Below are 16,713 nucleotides of genomic sequence, written 5' to 3' on the forward strand. Positions count from 1 at the left end.
GGCGGCGGGGTGTGCGGCGCCGCGCCGGGGGCCTGCGGGTAGCCATAACCCGGCTGCGGAGGCGGCGTGCCCGGGGGCTGCGGCGGGTATCCGTACGAGGGCTGAGGCGCGCCGAAGCCGCCCTGCGGCGGCTCGGGCGGCTGGGGCGGCTGTGACATCGGATTCCTTCTCACGCGGGCCCACGTACCGACCGGGCTCCCCCATGGCCCCGGGAGCTACCGGGGTTTCCCGGGGTCACATCCCACCAGGAAGGAGCGAATCGGACATGCAACCCGCCAGTCAGCGGCTGGCTAGCGGGAGTTCTTTGTATCACCCGATATCTGGCCGGAACCGGGCGGTCTCGGTCCGGCGGACAGCTGAGACCGGGCCGTGACGATGTTGTTGCGGGCCCGTCGCGGTCCCGCACACCGCCCTCACAGCTCGGTCACACGTCCTCGGCCAGCTCCAGCCAGCGCATCTCCAGCTCGTCCCGCTCCCCCGCCAGTTCCCGCAGCTGGGCGTCGAGGCCGGCGACCTTCTCGAAGTCGGTGGCGTTCTCGGCGATCTGCTCGTGCAGCTTCGCCTCCTGCTCACCGAGCTTGTCCAGCCGGCGCTCGATGCGCTGGAGCTCCTTCTTGGCGGCTCGGCTGTCCGCGGTGGACTTGGGCTTGCCGGCCGCCGCGGCGGCGGCGGCCGGCCCGGCGACAGGCGCCGCCTTGGCCTCCAGCACCTTCTGACGGCGCTCCAGGTACTCGTCCAGGCCGCGCGGCAGCATCCGCAGGGTGGCGTCGCCCAGCAGCGCGAACAGCCGGTCGGTGGTGCGCTCGACGAAGTACCGGTCGTGGCTGATGACCACCAGCGACCCGGGCCAGCCGTCGAGCAGGTCCTCCAGCTGGGTCAGCGTCTCGATGTCGAGGTCGTTGGTGGGCTCGTCCAGGAACAGCACGTTGGGCTCGTCCATCAGCAGCCGCAGGATCTGCAGCCGGCGGCGCTCACCACCGGAGAGGTCCCCCACCGGGGTCCACTGCTTCTCCTTGGTGAAGCCGAACTTCTCGCACAGCTGGGAGGCGGTCATCTCGCGCCCCTTGCCCAGGTCCACCCGCTGCCGCACCCGCTCGACGGCCTCCAGCACCCGCCAGTCGGGGTCCAGTTCGGCGACCTCCTGGGAGAGGTAGGCCAGCCGGACGGTCTTGCCGACCACCACCCGGCCGCCGGCGGGCTGCTCCTCGCCCTCGGTGCGGGCGGCCTGGGCCAGCGCGCGCAGCAGCGAGGTCTTGCCCGCGCCGTTCACCCCGACCAGGCCCACCCGGTCGCCCGGGCCCAGCTGCCAGGTCAGGTGCTTGAGCAGCACCTTGGGGCCGGCCTGGACGGTGACGTCCTCCAGGTCGAAGACCGTCTTGCCCAGCCGCGAGCCCGCGAACCGCATCAGCTCAGCGTTGTCGCGCGGCGGCGGCACATCGGCGATCAGTTCGTTGGCCGCCTCGATCCGGAAGCGCGGCTTGCTGGTACGGGCCGGGGCGCCGCGGCGCAGCCAGGCCAGCTCCTTGCGCATCAGGTTCTGCCGCTTGGTCTCCTCGGAGGCCGCGATCCGCTCCCGCTCGGCGCGCGCGAAGACGTAGTCGCTGTAGCCGCCCTCGTACTCGTGGACGGCGCCGCGCTGGACGTCCCACATGCGAGTGCACACCTGGTCCAGGAACCAGCGGTCGTGGGTGACGACCACCAGCGCGGACCGCCGCGCCTGGAGGTGGCGGGCCAGCCAGGAGATGCCCTCCACGTCAAGGTGGTTGGTGGGCTCGTCCAGGACGATCAGGTCCTGTTCCGCGATGAGCAGCTTGGCCAGCGCGATCCGCCGGCGCTCACCGCCGGACAGCGGGCCGATCACCGTGTCCAGGCCCTGGTCGAAGCCGGGCAGGTCCAGCCCGCCGAAGAGCCCGGTGAGCACATCCCGGATCTTGGCGTTGCCGGCCCACTCGTGGTCGGCCAGATCGCCGATGACCTCGTGCCGGATGGTGGCGGCCGGGTCCAGCGAGTCGTGCTGGGTGAGCACCCCCAGCCGGAGGTCCCCGGCGTGGGTCACCCGGCCGGTGTCGGCGCTCTCCAGCTTGGCGAGGATCCGGATGAGGGTGGTCTTGCCGTCACCGTTCCGCCCGACGACGCCGATCCGGTCGCCCTCGTTGACGCCGAGGGAAACACCGTCGAGCAGTGCACGGGTGCCGTACACCTTGTCGACGGCTTCCAGATTGACGAGGTTGCTGGCCATCTCACTCCTGGTACGCGGATCGGTCGACATCCCAGGGTAGTCGCCATGCGGCGTGCCCCGAACGGAGTGCCGTTCGCGGGGGCCCGTCCGGGCGGGTGCGCGGGTCGGCCGGTGAGGAGGGTTTGCCCCCTTGTACGGCCGAATCGCCGTGCAGGGTGCCCCGAACGGAGTGCCGGTGCGGCGGGCCGGTGCGAGCGGGTGGGCGGGTCGGCCGGCAAGGAGGGTTTGCCTCCGGCTCCGGTCGAATCGCCGTACAGGGCGCCGTCAACGGAGTGCCGTTTCCGGGGTCCCGGCACGGGCCGAGTCGCCGCACCGGGTGCCCCCGAACAGGGCGCCGGTGCGGCGGGCCCCACAGGGCGGGGCGCGGGTCAGGCGGTGAGGAGGGTCGCCCCCGGCACGGGTCCCGCGGCCACTCGGGCGCTTCGGCAGGTGCCCGAGTCCCGCAGGGCCCGGGCGACCTTCTCGGCGGCGGAGGCGTCCTCGGCGAGGAAGGCGCAGGTCGGGCCGGAGCCGGAGACCAGTCCGGCGAGGGCGCCGGCCTCGGTGCCGGCGCGCAGGGTGTCGGCGAGCGAGGGACGCAGCGATACCGCCGCCGGCTGGAGGTCGTTGGTCACCGCGGCGGCCAGCGCGGCGGCGTCCCCGGTGCGCAGCGCCTCCAGCACGGCGGGGGCCGCCTGCGGCTCGGGGACGGCCTCCGCGGGGCCTCCCTCGGCGCGCAGCCGGTCGCACTCGCGGTAGACGGCCGGGGTGGACAGTCCGCCGTCGGCCAGTGCGAAGACCCAGTGGAAGGTGCCGTCGACCTCCAGCGGGGTGAGCCGCTCGCCCCGTCCGACGCCCAGGGCCGCGCCGCCCACCAGGCTGAACGGCACGTCGCTGCCCAGTTCCGCGCAGATCTCCAGGAGTTCGGCGCGGGAGGCGCCGGTGCCCCACAGCGCGTCGCAGGCCAGCAGGGCGCCCGCGCCGTCGGCGCTGCCGCCCGCCATGCCGCCCGCCACCGGGATGTCCTTGGCGATGTGGATGTGCACGCCCCGGTCGGCGACCTCGTACCGCTTGCCGAGCAGGGTGGCGGCGCGGGCGGCGAGGTTGCCGGAGTCCAGCGGCACCAGGGCGGCGTCGGGGCCGGACACGGTGATCCGCAGGGATTCGGCGGGCCGGACGGTGATCTCGTCGTAGAGGCCGACCGCGAGGAAGACGTTGGCCAGGTCGTGGAAGCCGTCGGGGCGCGGGGGGCCGACCGCGAGCTGCACGTTCACCTTGGCGGGCACCCGGACGGTGACGCCCTCGCCTCCGGCCCGTACGGCGGCCGGCTCCGGTGCGGTCATGATCTCGCTCCCCTGTTCGTCCACGGCCATGCTCCTACCCTCCCTGGCTCCCGCGCTCACCCGGGCGCCGCCGTCACGCGCCGGCGCCGGTGATCCGCCGGCGGGCCTCGGCGATCGCGGCGAACTGCTCCACGGTCAGCGACTCGCCGCGCGCCTGCGGCGACACCCCGGCGGCCACCAGCGCCGTCTCGGCCGCCGCCGCGGATCCCGCCCAGCCGGCGAGCGCGGCCCGCAGGGTCTTGCGGCGCTGCGCGAAGGCGGCGTCCACCACGGCGAAGACCTCGTCCCTGGTGGCGCTGGTGGCCAGCGGTTCGGTGCGGCGGACCAGGGAGACGAGCCCGGAGTCGACGTTGGGCGCCGGCCAGAAGACGTTGCGGCCGATGGCACCGGCCCGCTTGACCTCCGCGTACCAGGCGGCCTTCACCGACGGCACCCCGTAGACCTTGGAGCCGGGCGGGGCGGCGAGCCGGTCGGCGACCTCGGACTGCACCATCACCAGGGTGCGGTCGATGGTGGGGAAGGTGGCCAGCATGTGCAGCAGCACCGGCACCGCGACGTTGTACGGGAGGTTGGCGACCAGCGCGGTCGGCGCGGGCCCGGGCAGCTCGGTGACGCGCATGGCGTCGGAGTGGACCAGGGCGAAGCGGTCGGCGCGCTCCGGCAGCCGGGCCGCGACGGTGCTGGGCAGGGCGGCGGCGAGCAGGTCGTCGATCTCGACGGCGATCACCCGGTCGGCGGCCTCCAGCAGGGCGAGGGTCAGCGAGCCGAGTCCCGGGCCGACCTCCACCACCACGTCGTCGGGGCGCACGTCCGCGGTGCGGACGATCCGGCGGACGGTGTTGGCGTCGATGACGAAGTTCTGGCCGCGCTGCTTGGTGGGGCGTACGCCCAGGGCGGCGGCCAGCTCCCGGATGTCCGCGGGGCCCAGCAGGGCGTCGGTCCCGGCGGGGGTGCCGGTCCCGGCGGGGGCGTCGGGGGCGGCGGCGTCGTCGGTCCCCGCGGCGTCGGTCCCGGCGACAGCTTCGGCGTCGGAGCCGGTCGGGGTGTCGGCGTCCGCGGTCGGGTCGGCGCCGGGCACGGGCTCGGGGTTGGTGGAGCTCATGCGGCCGCTCCAGCGCACTCGGCCCGGCGGCTCCCGGCGCCGGCCGGACGGTGGCCCCGGCTTCCCGCACACCTGTCGATCATTGGCTCACTTCGCTCGCTCACCGCTGAAGTTTACGGCCGCAGTACGGCCAGGGCGCCGCCCCCCGCAGGACGTAGAGCTTCTTGGCCCGGAAGGTCTGCTCGGCGGCGGGCGCGTCCTGCGGTCGGCCGCTGCCGCCGAGCCGCCGCCAGGTGGCGGTGTCGAACTGGTACAGCCCGCCGTGGGTGCCGGTGGCGTCCACCGCGTCCGGCCGGCCGCCGGACTCGCAGCGGGCCATCGCCGCCCAGTCCAGGCCCTCCGCCCCGGCCACCGCGGCGGGCAGCGGGCGGGTCCCGACGCGCACCAGCCGATCCACGGGGTGGCGCAGGATCTCTCCGCGGATCGCGAGGGGCCGCTGCCGTACGCCGTTGACGGTGCGTACCGCGTAGACCGTACGCCGCAGGCCCGGCGCCCCCGGCCGCTCGACCGTCGCCGTGCCCGCGGCGGCCAGCGGGTCCTCGATCCGCACGGTGCGGTACGGCAGCGGGGTGTCCCGGTGCTCGGTACCGCGGGTGACCCGCAGCACCGCGATGGCCTGGCCCTCCCGGGGGAAGCTGCCGGCCGGCGCCGAGGTGGTGTCCAGGCCGCTGAGCGCCACCCCGGCCTCGGCCACCACCTCGCGCACCGTCGCCGCACGGGTGCGCACCTCGTACGCCCGGCCGTCGGCCAGCACGGTGACGGTGCGCCGGGTGCGCACCGCGAGTTCGGCCCCGGTGAGCGGGACGGGGGTGCTCGGCGGTACGGACAGCCAGGCACCGGCGGTGGGGACGCCCAGTTCCCGCAGCGCCTGGGTCACGGTGCGGCCGGTGGTCCACGTCCGGCGCCGCTCGCCGTCCACGGTGAGGGTGAGCGGGCGGGCCCGGCGCACCGTGATCCGCTCGACGCCGTCCAGTGAGCGGCCCGGCGCCGGGGTCACCTCGTCGTGGGCGCCGAGCGCCACTCCCTGTTCGGTGAGGAGTTCCTCCACGGTGTCGGCGTAGCTGTGGAGGGTGCGGCCGGTGCCGTCGACCTCGAGGGTCACCGCCCGGTCCTGGCTGACGAAGGCGCAGGTGCCGCCGGCGAGCGCGGCGACCACCAGGGTGCGCGGCAGCAGCCGCATCGGCTCTCGCCGCCGGGGAGCGCGGCGGGTGGCCCGGTGCGTGCCGTGGGCTCCGCGGTGGGTGGCCGGTGAAGGGGGCACGAGCACACTCCGGTGCGGGGGGTTGGGGGGCGGACCCTAGCGGAGACGTGGTTACTCTCTCAAATTGTGCGGGCACACAGAGTTACGGTCGCGGTCGTCTGCGGGCCCGCTGTGGCTGATCGCGCAGTTCCCCGCGCCCCTACGGGGCGCAACGGCCGTACAGGGGATTCAGCCTCCGAAGGCTCGTACCGTGTTGGTCTCGATTCGGGTGGCGAAGGTGTCTTCGTCCGTTCCCTTGAGTTCGGCCATCGCCCGCAGGGTGTGCGGGATGAGGTACGAGGCGTTGGGGCGGCCGCGGTACGGGGCCGGGGTGAGGAAGGGGGCGTCGGTCTCCACCAGCAGCAGCTCGGGCGGGGCGATGATTAGGGCCTCGCGCAGCGGCTGGGCGTTCTTGAAGGTGACGTTGCCGGCGAAGGACATGTAGAAGCCGCGGTCGGCGCAGGCCTTGGCGAACTCGGGGCCGCCGGAGAAGCAGTGCAGGATCACCCGCTCGGGGGCGCCTTCCTCGTCGAGCACCCGCAGCACGTCGTCATGGGCCTCGCGGTCGTGGATGACCAGGGCCTTGCCGTGCCGCTTGGCGATGTCGATGTGCCGGCGGAAGGAGAGTTCCTGGGCGGCGACACCGTCCGGGCCGGTGCGGAAGAAGTCCAGTCCGGTCTCGCCCACGGCGCGTACCTGCGGCAGTGCGGCCAGCGCGTCGATCTCGGCCAGTGCCGCGTCCAGGGCGGCGGTGCCGCCCGCTTCCCTGGCTCCCTGCCGGGACCAGCCCTCGGGGTCGCCGTGCACGATGCGCGGCGCCTCGTTGGGGTGGAGGGCGACGGCCGCCCAGACCCGCTCGTGGGCGGCGGCGGTCTCGGCGGCCCAGCGCGAGCCGGCGAGGTCGCAGCCCACCTGGACGACCCGGTGCACCCCGACCGAGGCCGCGGCGTCGAGGGCCTCCCGTACCGCCTCCGCCTCCCTGCTGCCCTCGGCCGGACCGGGCGGGAGCATGTCCAGGTGGGTGTGGGAGTCGGTCACCGGCACCCGGAGCGGCTCCGGGAGCGGTGGCGGGGTCTGCTTGTCGCTCATAGCGCCCGATTCTAGGGACGGGCCCGGGCCGATCGCCCGGGCCCGTCCCTGGGGGGCCACCTCAGGCGCGACCGTTGTGCCGGAAGGGGTGCAGCAGGTCGGACAGGTGCCAGTGCCGCTCGCCGGCGGGCTCCTTGGCGCCGGGGGACATCCTCACCGCGGTGGTGTCCTGCGCCGGCACCAGCGGCCCGGCGGGCGGCTGCTCGGTGCGGGCGGCGGCGGCCACCCGGCCGGAGCGCATGATGCGCACCACCTGGCTGCCGCAGACGGCGCAGCCGGGGCGGGTCAGCGGAGAGGGGACACGCTCGCCGTCGGCGAGGTACACCACGAAGGGCCTGCCCTGGGGGTCCACGTGGTGCTCTATCTCGTAGGACTGCTCCCAGCCGCGCCCGCACCGCATGCAGGCGAACGCGTACGCCTCGTGGACCACCTCACGAGACGGCGTGGCCGGGATGGGTAGCGGAGTATGGAATATCGGGTGAACACCCCTTGAGGTGCCCGCGGTCTCGCTCATGGCAGCTCCTCTTGTCCGTTGGACAAGTCGTTCCGGGGACCGGTCGCCCCACACCTCAGTGGACGCCTTTCCCGGCCGGACCGCAGCCGCCCTTCCTGCTCCTTGGGCCAGATTTGGCAGGTGGATGCCGAAACGCCCCGGGTGCGCGGTCTAAGCTTTGCTTTCTACGATAGTCCTTTACTCGTACCATGGTCTGTTCGCACCGCATTCTTTGCCGCGACCACGGCATCGAACACCTCCCTCTTGGGAAGGCCGACGGACTGGGCCACCGCCGCGATGGCCTCCTTGCGCCGCTCGCCCGCCTCCTCCCGCACCGCGACCAGCCGGGCCAGCTCGGCGGCGTCCAGCTGCTGGGGACCCCGCTCGGCGGCGCCCTCCACCACGATGGTGATCTCGCCCCGTACGCCCTCGGCCGCCCAGGCCGCCAGCTCGGCCAGCGGCCCGCGCCGCACCTCCTCGTAGGTCTTGGTCAGCTCGCGGCACACGGCGGCCCGGCGCTCCCCGCCGAAGACCTCGGCCATCGCGCCCAGCGTGGCGTCCAGGCGGTGCGGGGCCTCGAAGTAGACCAGGGTGCGGCGCTCCTCGGCGACCTCGCGCAGCCGTCCCAGCCGCTCGCCCGCCTTGCGGGGCAGGAAGCCCTCGAAGCAGAAGCGGTCCACCGGCAGCCCGGAGACGGCCAGCGCGGTCAGCACCGCGGACGGCCCCGGCACCGCGGTCACCGCGATCCCCCGCTCCACGGCGGCGGCGACCAGCCGGTAGCCGGGGTCGGAGACGGACGGCATGCCCGCGTCGGTGACCAGCAGGACCCGCGCGCCCCCGGTCAGCGCCTCGACCAGCTCGGGGGTGCGAGCGGACTCGTTGCCCTCGAAGTACGACACCACCCGGCCGGCCGGCTGCACCTCAAGCGCCTGGGTGAGCCGGCGCAGCCGCCGGGTGTCCTCGGCGGCGATCACATCGGCCGCGGCGAGCTCGGTGGCCAGTCGCGGCGGCGCGTCCGCGATCTCTCCGATGGGGGTTCCTGCCAGTACCAGCGTTCCTGTCACACGGCCATCCTCGCAGGATGCTCCCGGCCGCGGCGGGGAGGTGCGTTCCGCCGACGATGCGACGCCCGCGGGCCCGTTCCCTACGATGGCGCGGTGACCACTGACACCGCACCCCGGGCCCAGCACGGCCGTGCGGCCGACCGCAGGCCGTCCTGGCAGGGCCGGCTGCGCCGGTTCGGCTACGTCGGGCGTCCGCAGACCGATGTCCGCGAGCAGCTGGTGCCGCCGTACGCGGAACCCGATGTGCGGCTGTTCGCGATGCTCGGGCTGAGCCCCGCGGCGTCCGCGCGGCTGGCGCGCTGGACCGGCTGGGGCGGGCCGCTGCTGGTGGCACTCTTCGCCGGGCTGCTGCGGTTCTGGCGGCTGGACAGCCCGAACCGGGTGATATTCGACGAGACGTACTACGCCAAGGACGCCTGGTCGCTGCTGCACTTCGGCTACGAGACCAACTGGTCGGACAAGGCCAACGAGCAGATCCTGCAGAACCACATCCCGCTGTCCGACTCGCCCGCTTACGTGGTGCACCCCCCGGTCGGCAAGTGGGTGATCGCGATCGGGGAGCAGCTGTTCGGCCTGAACCCCTTCGGCTGGCGCTTCATGGTGGCGCTGCTGGGCACGCTGTCGGTGCTGATGCTGTGCCGGATCGGGCGGCGGCTGTTCCGCTCGACCTTCCTGGGCTGCCTGGCCGGGCTGCTGCTGGCGGTGGACGGGCTGCACTTCGTGATGAGCCGGGCCGCGCTGCTCGACCTGGTGCTGATGTTCTTCGTGCTGGCGGCCTTCGGCGCGCTGCTGGTGGACCGGGACAAGGCCCGCGCCCGGCTGGCCGCGGCGCTGCCGGTGGGTCCGGACGGGGTGGCGCGGCCGGACGAGGAGGTCGCCGGGCGGCTGGCGCTGGGGCTGCGGCCCTGGCGCATCGCGGCCGGCGTCTTCCTGGGCCTGGCCTGCGGCACCAAGTGGAACGGGCTCTACGTCCTGGCGGCCTTCGGGCTGATGACCGTCCTGTGGGACATCGGCTCCCGCCGGCTGGCCGGCACCCGGCGCCCCTACCGGGCGGTGGCCCGGCGGGACCTGCCCTGGGCCTTCCTGTCCACGGTGCCGGTGGCCCTGGGGGTGTACGTCGCGTCCTGGACCGGCTGGTTCGCCAACAGCGGTACGTACTCCAAGGAGGCCGGCTGGCGGCACAGCGGCTACTTCCGGCACTGGGCCGAGTCCCCCAAGCCCGGCGGTGGCGGCTACGGCGACAGCGGCCCGTTCGCCTGGCTGCTCAACCCGCTGCGCAGCCTGTGGCACTACGAGCACGAGGTCTACAAGTTCCATGTGAAGCTGGACGACCCGCACATCTACATGTCCAACCCGTGGAGCTGGCTGGTCCAGTCCCGGCCGGTGTCCTACTTCTACGAGTCACCGCGCCCCGGCGAGTCCGGCTGCCCGCCGGACACCACCGAGAAGTGCGCCCGCGAGGTGCTGGCGCTGGGCACCCCGCTGCTGTGGTGGGCGGCCTGCTTCGCGCTGGGCTACCTGCTGTTCCGGTGGGCCCTGCGGCGCGACTGGCGGGCGGGCGCGATCCTGTGCGGGGTGGCGGCCGGCTATCTGCCCTGGTTCCTCTACCAGGACCGGACGATCTTCTCCTTCTACGCGGTGGTGTTCGTCCCCTTCCTCTGCCTGGCGGTGGCGATGCTGGCCGGCGCCATGCTCGGCCCCCCGACCGGCACGGAGACCCGGCGCGCGGTGGGCGCCGTCGGCGCGGGCACCCTGGTGCTGCTCATCCTCTGGAACTTCATCTACTTCTTCCCCATCTACACCGGCCAACCGATCACGGTGGACCAGTGGCGGGGGCGGATGTGGCTGGACACGTGGATCTAGCGCGGGGGTGACGCCGCGAGCCGGGTGGGGTCGGGGTCCCCTGAAGTCGCCGCGGCTAGCCTGGCGGCATGGAAGCAATCCTGGTCAGCGCGTGTCTGCGCGGGGTGCCCTGCCGGTTCGACGGGCGGCACAAGGCCGCCCCGGAGATCGAGGAGGCGGTTGCCGGTCGTGCGGTCGTCTCCTTCTGCCCCGAGGTCGCGGGCGGGCTCGCCACACCGCGGCGGCCGGCGGAGCTGGTGGGCGGGGACGGGCACGACGTACTGGACGGGACGGCGCGGGTGGTCGAGGACACCGGGCGCGATGTGACGGCGGAGTTCGTGGACGGGGCCCGGCGGGCACTCGCGGCGGCGCGGAACGGCGGCTGCACCGAGGCGCTGCTGATGCCGCGCAGTCCCTCCTGCGGACGGGGCGCGGTGTACGACGGGTCCTTCGCCGGCGAGCTGGTGCCGGGCGACGGGGTGACGGCGGCCCTGCTGGAACGGCACGGCATCCCCGTACGCCCCGCCCCCGGAGTGTGACGTCGGCCCTGTCCTCGGGCGGCGACCGCCACTGCCCCGGGGCGTGACGTCCCCCGTCCTCGGAGAGCGACTGGCGCTCGCCTTCCGGACGGTCCGGGCCGCGGGGCGTCGGTCAGTGGCGCTTGAGCCAGTCCTCGTAGCGGGTGGGCGCGAGGTGGGTGGTGTCGTCGCCGATCAGGGCCCCGTCCGGCATGTTCGCGAACAGGCCGGCGGTCTCGTCGCTGACGACCGTCCGGCCGTCCGGCTTCGCCGCCAGGGTGAGTTCGCCGAGGTGGTCGAGCCGGTGGACCTCGGGGCCCGCGATGTCGCGCAGGCCGTGCGAGGGCTCCCCCAGGGCCGCCTCGGTGACGGCGGCGGCGACCTCGGCGGAGGCGATGGGCCGCAGTCGGGTGGGCGGCAGACGCACCTCCGTACCCTGGGTGGCCATGTCCATCACCGGCGCGATGAACTCGAAGAACTGGGTGGCGCGCACGATGCTGTACGGGATGCCGCCGCCGCGCGCCGCTTCCTCCTGGGCGACCTTGGCCCGGTAGTAGCCGTAGCCGGGCACCTGGTCGGCGCCGACGATGGAGAGCGTCACATGGTGGCGGACCCCCGCCTCGCGCTCGGCCTCGAACATCTGCCGCGCCGCGCGGGTGAAGAAGTCCAGCGCCGCCTCGGCCTCGAAGGACGGGGAGTTCACCACGTCCACGACCACCTCCGCGCCCTTGAGGGCCTCCGCGAGCCCCTCGCCGGTGAGGATGTCCACCCCTGTGGAGGGCGAGGCGGCCACCGCCTCGTGACCGCGCTCGCGCACCATCGCGACCACCTGCGAGCCGATGAGCCCCGTACCGCCCACGACCACGACCTTCATGTCCTTCTCCGTTCGCCGGTCCACTCCCTCCATCTGATACCGGCGATGTCCGGCCGGTCCGGTGCGACACGGCGCGTGCCGGGAGGACGGGGCAGCCGCCCGTGTCCGTGAGGCCGCGGCCGGCGCCTCCCAGGGTGCCGGATCGGCAACGCCCCCCCCAGGGGGCGGCACCGCACGGATCCGGCCGACCCGCGGCACACACCGCAGGGCACCGCACGGTTCCGGCCGCCTGGTTCTGACCTGCGCCGGGATTCTCGGTAGGGTGCGCGGACCGCGTCCCGCACCGGACGGTGCGGGACTCAGAGGAACTGTGGGGGTTCTCGCATGCGGAGTGGGGCCAGAGCCGCGCTCGTCGGCGGAGTGTTCGTCGTACTCGTCGGGACCTCGGGCTGCGGAGGATCCTCCGGGTCCGAGGACAACAGCGGTGCGGGCGAGGCCCCCGCCGCCAAGGTCGTCAAGACCGGCCCGCCCAGCGCGGCCGAGATCAAGACCACCGCCAAGGACTTCCTCGACGCCTGGGCGGCCGGCGACACCGCCAAGGCGGCCGGCCTCACCAGTGACGTGCGGGCCGCCACCGCGGCGCTCGGCTCCTTCCGCAAGGACGCCCGCATCGCGCGGCTCGGACTGCGTGCCGGGGCACCCACCGGCGCCAAGGTGCCGTTCACGGTGGCCGCCCAGATCTCCTACGCCAAGCAGCAGACGGCGCTGGCCTACGCCTCCTCCCTCACGGTGGTGCGCGACAAGGGCACCGGCAAGGCCGTGGTCGACTGGCGGCCCTCGGTGCTGCACCCGCGGCTGCGGGCCGGCGACCGGTTGCGCACCGGGGCCTCCGAGGCCCCGCCGATCAAGGCCGTGGACCGCAACGGCCAGGAGCTGACCGCGGCCGCCCATCCGGCCCTCAAGGGCGTACTGGACGGGCTGCGCCAGCGGTACGGAAAGCTGGCCGGCGGCACCCCCGGGGTGGAGACCTGGATCTCCCGGGCCAAGGGCGCGGACGGCAAGCGGCTGCCGGACGAGACCCTGAAGGTGCTCTCCAAGGGGACCCCGGGCACGCTGAAGACCACCCTGGACGCGCGGCTGCAGACCGCCGCCGAGCGGGCCGTGAACAAGCGCCCCAAGGCCGGGGTGGTGGCCGTCAAGCCGAGCACCGGGGAGATCCTGGCGGTCGCCAACTCGCCGGCGGCGGGCTTCAACCTGGCCCTCCAGGGCTCGCTGGCCCCCGGCTCCACCATGAAGGTGATCAGCTCCGCGCTGCTGATCGACAAGGGTCTGGCCAAGTACGGCAAGCCGCACCCGTGCCCCAAGTACTTCTCGTACGGCGGCTGGAAGTTCCAGAACGACGACAAGTTCGAGATAAAGGGCGGCCGGTTCGAGCACAGCTTCGCCCGCTCCTGCAACACGGCCTTCATCAGCCAGGCTCCCAAGCTCTCCGACGACGACCTCACCAAGGAGGCGCGGGACGTCTTCGGCATCGGCCTCAACTGGCAGACGGGGGTGTCGACCTTCGACGGCGCGGTGCCGGTGCAGCACGACGCGCCCAAGGCGGCCTCGCTGATCGGCCAGGGCGGGGTGCGGATGAACCCGCTGAACATGGCCTCGGTGGCGGCCACCGTGCACAGCGGGGTCTTCCGCCAGCCCTACCTGGTCTCCCCCTCGCTGGACCACCGCACGCTGGCCAAGGCGCCGCGGTCGCTCAAGCCGTCCACCGCGAAGCAGTTGCGCGCGCTGATGCGGCTGACCGCGACCTCGGGCACGGCGGCGCAGGCGATGGCCGGGGTCGGCGGCGACATGGGCGCCAAGACCGGATCGGCCGAGGTGGACGGGCAGAAGCAGCCCAACGGCTGGTTCACCGCCTACCGCGGCGACCTGGCCGCGGCCGCGGTGGTGCCGGCCGGCGGGCACGGCGGCGACACGGCCGGGCCGATCGTGGCCTCGGTCCTCAAGGCGGGCTGAGAGCGGGAGTCCGGTGGGCGGGCGGTCACGGGCTGCCCGCCCGTCCGGGCGATCGGGCCGGGGAGGTCGTGGCCGCCGCTCCTCGGGCCGGAAGCCGCTCGGCCGCCGCCCCAGACGACTCGTACGGAGGCCGCCCGCCCGGGCCGATGCCGGGGCCGCGGGCCGGTGCCGGCGGCCGGGGAAGCGGAACGATCTGTGCCGCGGCTCTCACCTGCTGGTACTTCCTCGCCCTGGCCCCGCCTCCCCCGATAGCGTCCTGCCATGACGACATCTGAGGAGCACTCGCTGGGACAGGATTCGGCCGAGAACGGTGCCACCGACGCGCACCCGCGGTTCGCCGCGGCCCTGCGCGAGCTGGGGCTGAAGGTGGAGGTACGGCGCTTCCCCGAGGCCACCCGGACCGCCGCCGAGGCCGCCGCCGCGGTCGGCTGCGAGCTCGGCCAGATCGCCAAGTCGCTGATCTTCGAGGTGGACGGGCGGCCGGTGCTGGTGCTGGTGGACGGCTCGTCCCGGGTGGACACCGAGGCGGTGCGCCGCGAGCTGGGCGCCGACAAGGTGCGCCGGGCCGACGCCGACCTGGTACGGGAGACCACCGGGTACGCGATCGGCGGAGTGCCGCCCTTCGGCCACCGCACCCGGACCACCGTGCTGGCCGACCGGGGCCTGCTCGCCCACGAGGTGGTGTGGGCCGCCGCGGGCACCCCGCACACCGTCTTCCCGCTCGACCCGAAGACCCTGATCGCGCACGCCGGCGGCACCCTGGTGGACGTCCGCGCGTCCGCCACCTCGTGAGCCTGCTCGTCGCCCTGGCCGTACTGCTGGCCGCGGTCACCCATGCCACCTGGAACGCCCTGGCCAAGGGCATAGGCGACCAACTGCTCGCGTTCACCCTGATATCCGGCGGCGCGGTGCTGCCGGCGGCGGTGGGGGCCTGCCTGAGCCCCATGCCGTCCGCCGGCGCCTGGCCGTACCTGGTCGCCTCGGCCGCGCTGCACGTCGGCTACCAGCTGCTGCTGATGCGCTCGTTCACCCTCGGCGACTTCGGCCAGATGTATCCCATCGCCCGGGGCACGGCCCCGCTGGTGGTCACGGTGATGGCCGTGCTGTTCGTCGGCGAGTCGCTGAACGGCTGGCAGGCGGCCGGGGTCGCGGTGGCCTCCGCCGGCCTGGTCGGCCTGGCCCTGTGGGGCCTGCTGCCCTTCGGCCGAACGGCCCCGCGCGGCACCGAAGGCGGCAGGTCCGGTCCGTCCTGGCCGGCGCTGCTGGCCGCCCTCGCCACCGGTCTGACGATCGCCGGATACACCGTTCTCGACGGCGTCGGGGTACGCGCCGCCGACACCCCGGTGGGCTACATCTCCTGGCTGATGATCCTTCAGGGCCCGTTCATCCCGGCGTACGCCTACCTCCGGTACGGCGGCCGGCTGCCGGGGCTGCTGCGCCCGTACGCGGCCCGCGGACTGCTCGGCGCCACCCTCTCGCTGGCCGCCTACGGGCTGGTGCTCTGGGCGCAGACCCGGGCTCCGCTCGCCCCGGTGGCGGCCCTGCGGGAGTCCTCGATCCTGGTCGGGGCGGCGATCGGGGCGCTGTTCTTCAAGGAGCGCTTCGGCGCCCCGCGCATCCTGGCGGCGGGCGTGCTGGTGGTCGGCATCGGGCTGATGCTGCGGGCGGGCTGAGCCCGGGCGGGGCGTCCGTGCGCGGCCCCTCGTCCTCGCAGGGCCAGGCGTCAGTGCCCGGGGGCCCCTCGTCCTCGCAGGGCCAGGCGTCAGTGCCCGGGGGCCTCTCGTCCTCGCAGGGCCAGGCGTCAGTGCCCGGGGGCCTCTCGTCCTCGTACGGCCAGGCGTCGTGCGGGGCCCCTCGTCCTCCTGCGGCCAGGCGTCAGGGCGCGGAGCGCGGCTCCTCGGCCTCGTACGGCCAGACGTCCTCGGGGAACACCCGTGCGAACCAGTGGGGTTGGACGTCCCGCAACCGCGGCGTGCGCCAACGGCGCGAGTCGGCGGGTACGGGCACCGCGACCTCCACGTCCGGGCCGTGGGCGAAGAGCCGTTCCTGGCAGACGCCGAGGTCCCGCCCCCCGGCGCGGGCGGGCTCAGTCGCTCAGGCCGCGCACCTGCTCATGGGTGTGCTGCTCGATGTCCTCGACCGCCGAGTGCAGCAGCTGGTGCGAGAGGTCCGACAGGGCCCGGGCGGCGGCGAGTTCGCTTCCGATGGCGGGGACGTTCTCGTCGGCCGGATTGACCCGCGCCGAGCCCTCACCGGTGAGTACCGTGTCCCCCTTTCCGGTGAGCCGCGCCTGGCAGAGGGTGACCCGGTCCATCACGGAGATGCTCAGCTGCACATTCCAGTTCTCGGCCATGGTGACCACCGCCTCCCGTTCGCCCATTCCCCATGCTCACGCCGATACGGGGGCACCGCGACCGGAGGGCGGCAGGGGCCGGGTGCGCCCCGGCCGGAGGCCGCGCGGCCGTTATGCGGTGAGCACCGTGCGCACCGCGCGCACCAGGGCCTGGGCACGCGGATCGGCGGTGACACCGCGCTGCATGCCATTGGTGACGTAGCCGAAGCCGAGGCCCGACTCGGGGTCGGCGAAGGCGAGCGAGCCGCCCCGCCCGGGATGGCCGAAAGAGCCCGGTCCCAGCATCGGCGAGGACGGGCTGTGCAACATGTAGCCGAGGCCGAAGCGGGTGTTCACCACCAGTACCCGGTCCGGGCCGGTGGACTCCTCGGTGCGCGCCAGGGTGAGGGTGGCGGGGGCGAACAACCGGCGGCCGAAGGGCACCTGGTCGATCAGCGCCGCGTAGAAGCGGGCCAGTCCGTCCGCGGTGGCGACCCCGGAGGAGGCGGCGAGTTCGGTGCGCAGGTAGTCGGGGTCGTTCTCGTCGGGGGTGGGGGCGATGGCACCGAAGGCCCGCCGGGTCAGCGATTCCGGGTCCTGGTACGCCTCGGCGACCGAGCGCTTGGGGCGCACCCGGGGTCCGGC

The 16,713-nt window shown here is 74.2% G+C and carries 16 protein-coding genes; 5 read left to right on the top strand and 11 right to left on the bottom strand.

Features of this window, described 5'->3' with window-relative positions:
* Positions 1–424 precede the first annotated feature (424 nt).
* The 7 genes from E4099_RS15435 to rsmI form a co-directional block, all read right to left on the bottom strand.
* Positions 425–2,239 carry an ABC-F family ATP-binding cassette domain-containing protein gene (locus E4099_RS15435; RefSeq protein ID WP_135339630.1) on the bottom strand — a complete coding sequence of 605 codons (1,815 nt, stop codon included), beginning with the start codon at positions 2,237–2,239 and terminating at the stop codon, positions 425–427.
* A gap of 368 nt (positions 2,240–2,607) precedes the next feature.
* The gene (locus E4099_RS15440; RefSeq protein WP_135339639.1) at positions 2,608–3,561 is read right to left on the bottom strand and encodes a 4-(cytidine 5'-diphospho)-2-C-methyl-D-erythritol kinase; all 954 of its coding nucleotides are present in this window, start codon (positions 3,559–3,561) and stop codon (positions 2,608–2,610) included.
* A gap of 73 nt (positions 3,562–3,634) precedes the next feature.
* A complete protein-coding gene (rsmA, locus tag E4099_RS15445; protein WP_167828392.1) occupies positions 3,635–4,663 on the bottom strand; it encodes a 16S rRNA (adenine(1518)-N(6)/adenine(1519)-N(6))-dimethyltransferase RsmA in 1,029 nt (342 codons plus the stop codon).
* A gap of 100 nt (positions 4,664–4,763) precedes the next feature.
* Positions 4,764–5,924: a resuscitation-promoting factor gene (locus E4099_RS15450; RefSeq protein WP_245244872.1), complete on the bottom strand. Its 1,161-nt coding sequence runs from the start codon at positions 5,922–5,924 to the stop codon at positions 4,764–4,766.
* Positions 5,925–6,092: 168 nt separating this feature from the next.
* Positions 6,093–6,992: a TatD family hydrolase gene (locus tag E4099_RS15455; RefSeq protein ID WP_135339631.1), complete on the bottom strand. Its 900-nt coding sequence runs from the start codon at positions 6,990–6,992 to the stop codon at positions 6,093–6,095.
* 61 nt (positions 6,993–7,053) lie between these two features.
* Positions 7,054–7,506 (bottom strand): hypothetical protein, encoded by a 453-nt coding sequence (locus E4099_RS15460; protein ID WP_386389732.1) that lies wholly within the window; start codon positions 7,504–7,506, stop codon positions 7,054–7,056.
* A gap of 164 nt (positions 7,507–7,670) precedes the next feature.
* Positions 7,671–8,549, bottom strand: coding sequence for a 16S rRNA (cytidine(1402)-2'-O)-methyltransferase (gene rsmI, locus E4099_RS15465; RefSeq protein WP_135339632.1), 879 nt, complete (start codon positions 8,547–8,549; stop codon positions 7,671–7,673).
* Between the two features lie 93 nt (positions 8,550–8,642).
* On the opposite strand from rsmI, the gene E4099_RS15470 reads away from it, so the two are divergent.
* Positions 8,643–10,412, top strand: a complete 1,770-nt coding sequence (locus tag E4099_RS15470; protein WP_135339633.1) for a dolichyl-phosphate-mannose--protein mannosyltransferase — start codon at positions 8,643–8,645, stop codon at positions 10,410–10,412.
* Positions 10,413–10,480: 68 nt separating this feature from the next.
* Positions 10,481–10,930: a 2-thiouracil desulfurase family protein gene (locus tag E4099_RS15475; RefSeq protein ID WP_135339634.1), complete on the top strand. Its 450-nt coding sequence runs from the start codon at positions 10,481–10,483 to the stop codon at positions 10,928–10,930.
* Between the two features lie 112 nt (positions 10,931–11,042).
* Here E4099_RS15475 and E4099_RS15480 read toward each other — a convergent pair whose 3' ends face one another.
* Positions 11,043–11,783, bottom strand: coding sequence for an SDR family oxidoreductase (locus E4099_RS15480; RefSeq protein WP_135339643.1), 741 nt, complete (start codon positions 11,781–11,783; stop codon positions 11,043–11,045).
* Positions 11,784–12,107: 324 nt separating this feature from the next.
* Between E4099_RS15480 and E4099_RS15485 the strand changes: the two genes are divergently transcribed.
* The 3 genes from E4099_RS15485 to E4099_RS15495 all read left to right on the top strand — a co-directional run bounded on the left by E4099_RS15485 (position 12,108) and on the right by E4099_RS15495 (position 15,409).
* On the top strand, positions 12,108–13,736 hold the full coding sequence (locus tag E4099_RS15485) for a penicillin-binding transpeptidase domain-containing protein (RefSeq protein ID WP_135339635.1): 1,629 nt from the start codon (positions 12,108–12,110) through the stop codon (positions 13,734–13,736).
* 261 nt (positions 13,737–13,997) lie between these two features.
* Complete coding sequence (locus E4099_RS15490) at positions 13,998–14,528, top strand: YbaK/EbsC family protein (RefSeq protein ID WP_135339636.1); 531 nt, start codon at positions 13,998–14,000, stop codon at positions 14,526–14,528.
* The gene (locus tag E4099_RS15495; RefSeq protein WP_135339637.1) at positions 14,525–15,409 is read left to right on the top strand and encodes a DMT family transporter; all 885 of its coding nucleotides are present in this window, start codon (positions 14,525–14,527) and stop codon (positions 15,407–15,409) included. The genes E4099_RS15490 and E4099_RS15495 overlap by 4 nt, the downstream gene beginning before the upstream one ends.
* A gap of 202 nt (positions 15,410–15,611) precedes the next feature.
* Here the strand turns inward: E4099_RS15495 and E4099_RS34840 are convergent, their stop codons facing one another.
* From E4099_RS34840 to E4099_RS15505, 3 genes are all read right to left on the bottom strand, one after another.
* Positions 15,612–15,743: a hypothetical protein gene (locus E4099_RS34840; protein ID WP_280923504.1), complete on the bottom strand. Its 132-nt coding sequence runs from the start codon at positions 15,741–15,743 to the stop codon at positions 15,612–15,614.
* A 79-nt stretch (positions 15,744–15,822) separates the two neighbouring features.
* Positions 15,823–16,116: a DUF1876 domain-containing protein gene (locus tag E4099_RS15500; protein WP_245244873.1), complete on the bottom strand. Its 294-nt coding sequence runs from the start codon at positions 16,114–16,116 to the stop codon at positions 15,823–15,825.
* An 84-nt stretch (positions 16,117–16,200) separates the two neighbouring features.
* Positions 16,201–16,713 (bottom strand): serine hydrolase (locus E4099_RS15505; RefSeq protein ID WP_135339638.1); only part of this gene is annotated, 513 nt, incomplete at its 5' end.

Origin of the sequence: Streptomyces palmae, from assembly GCF_004684805.1 — a bacterium.
Lineage (GTDB): Bacteria > Actinomycetota > Actinomycetes > Streptomycetales > Streptomycetaceae > Streptomyces > Streptomyces palmae.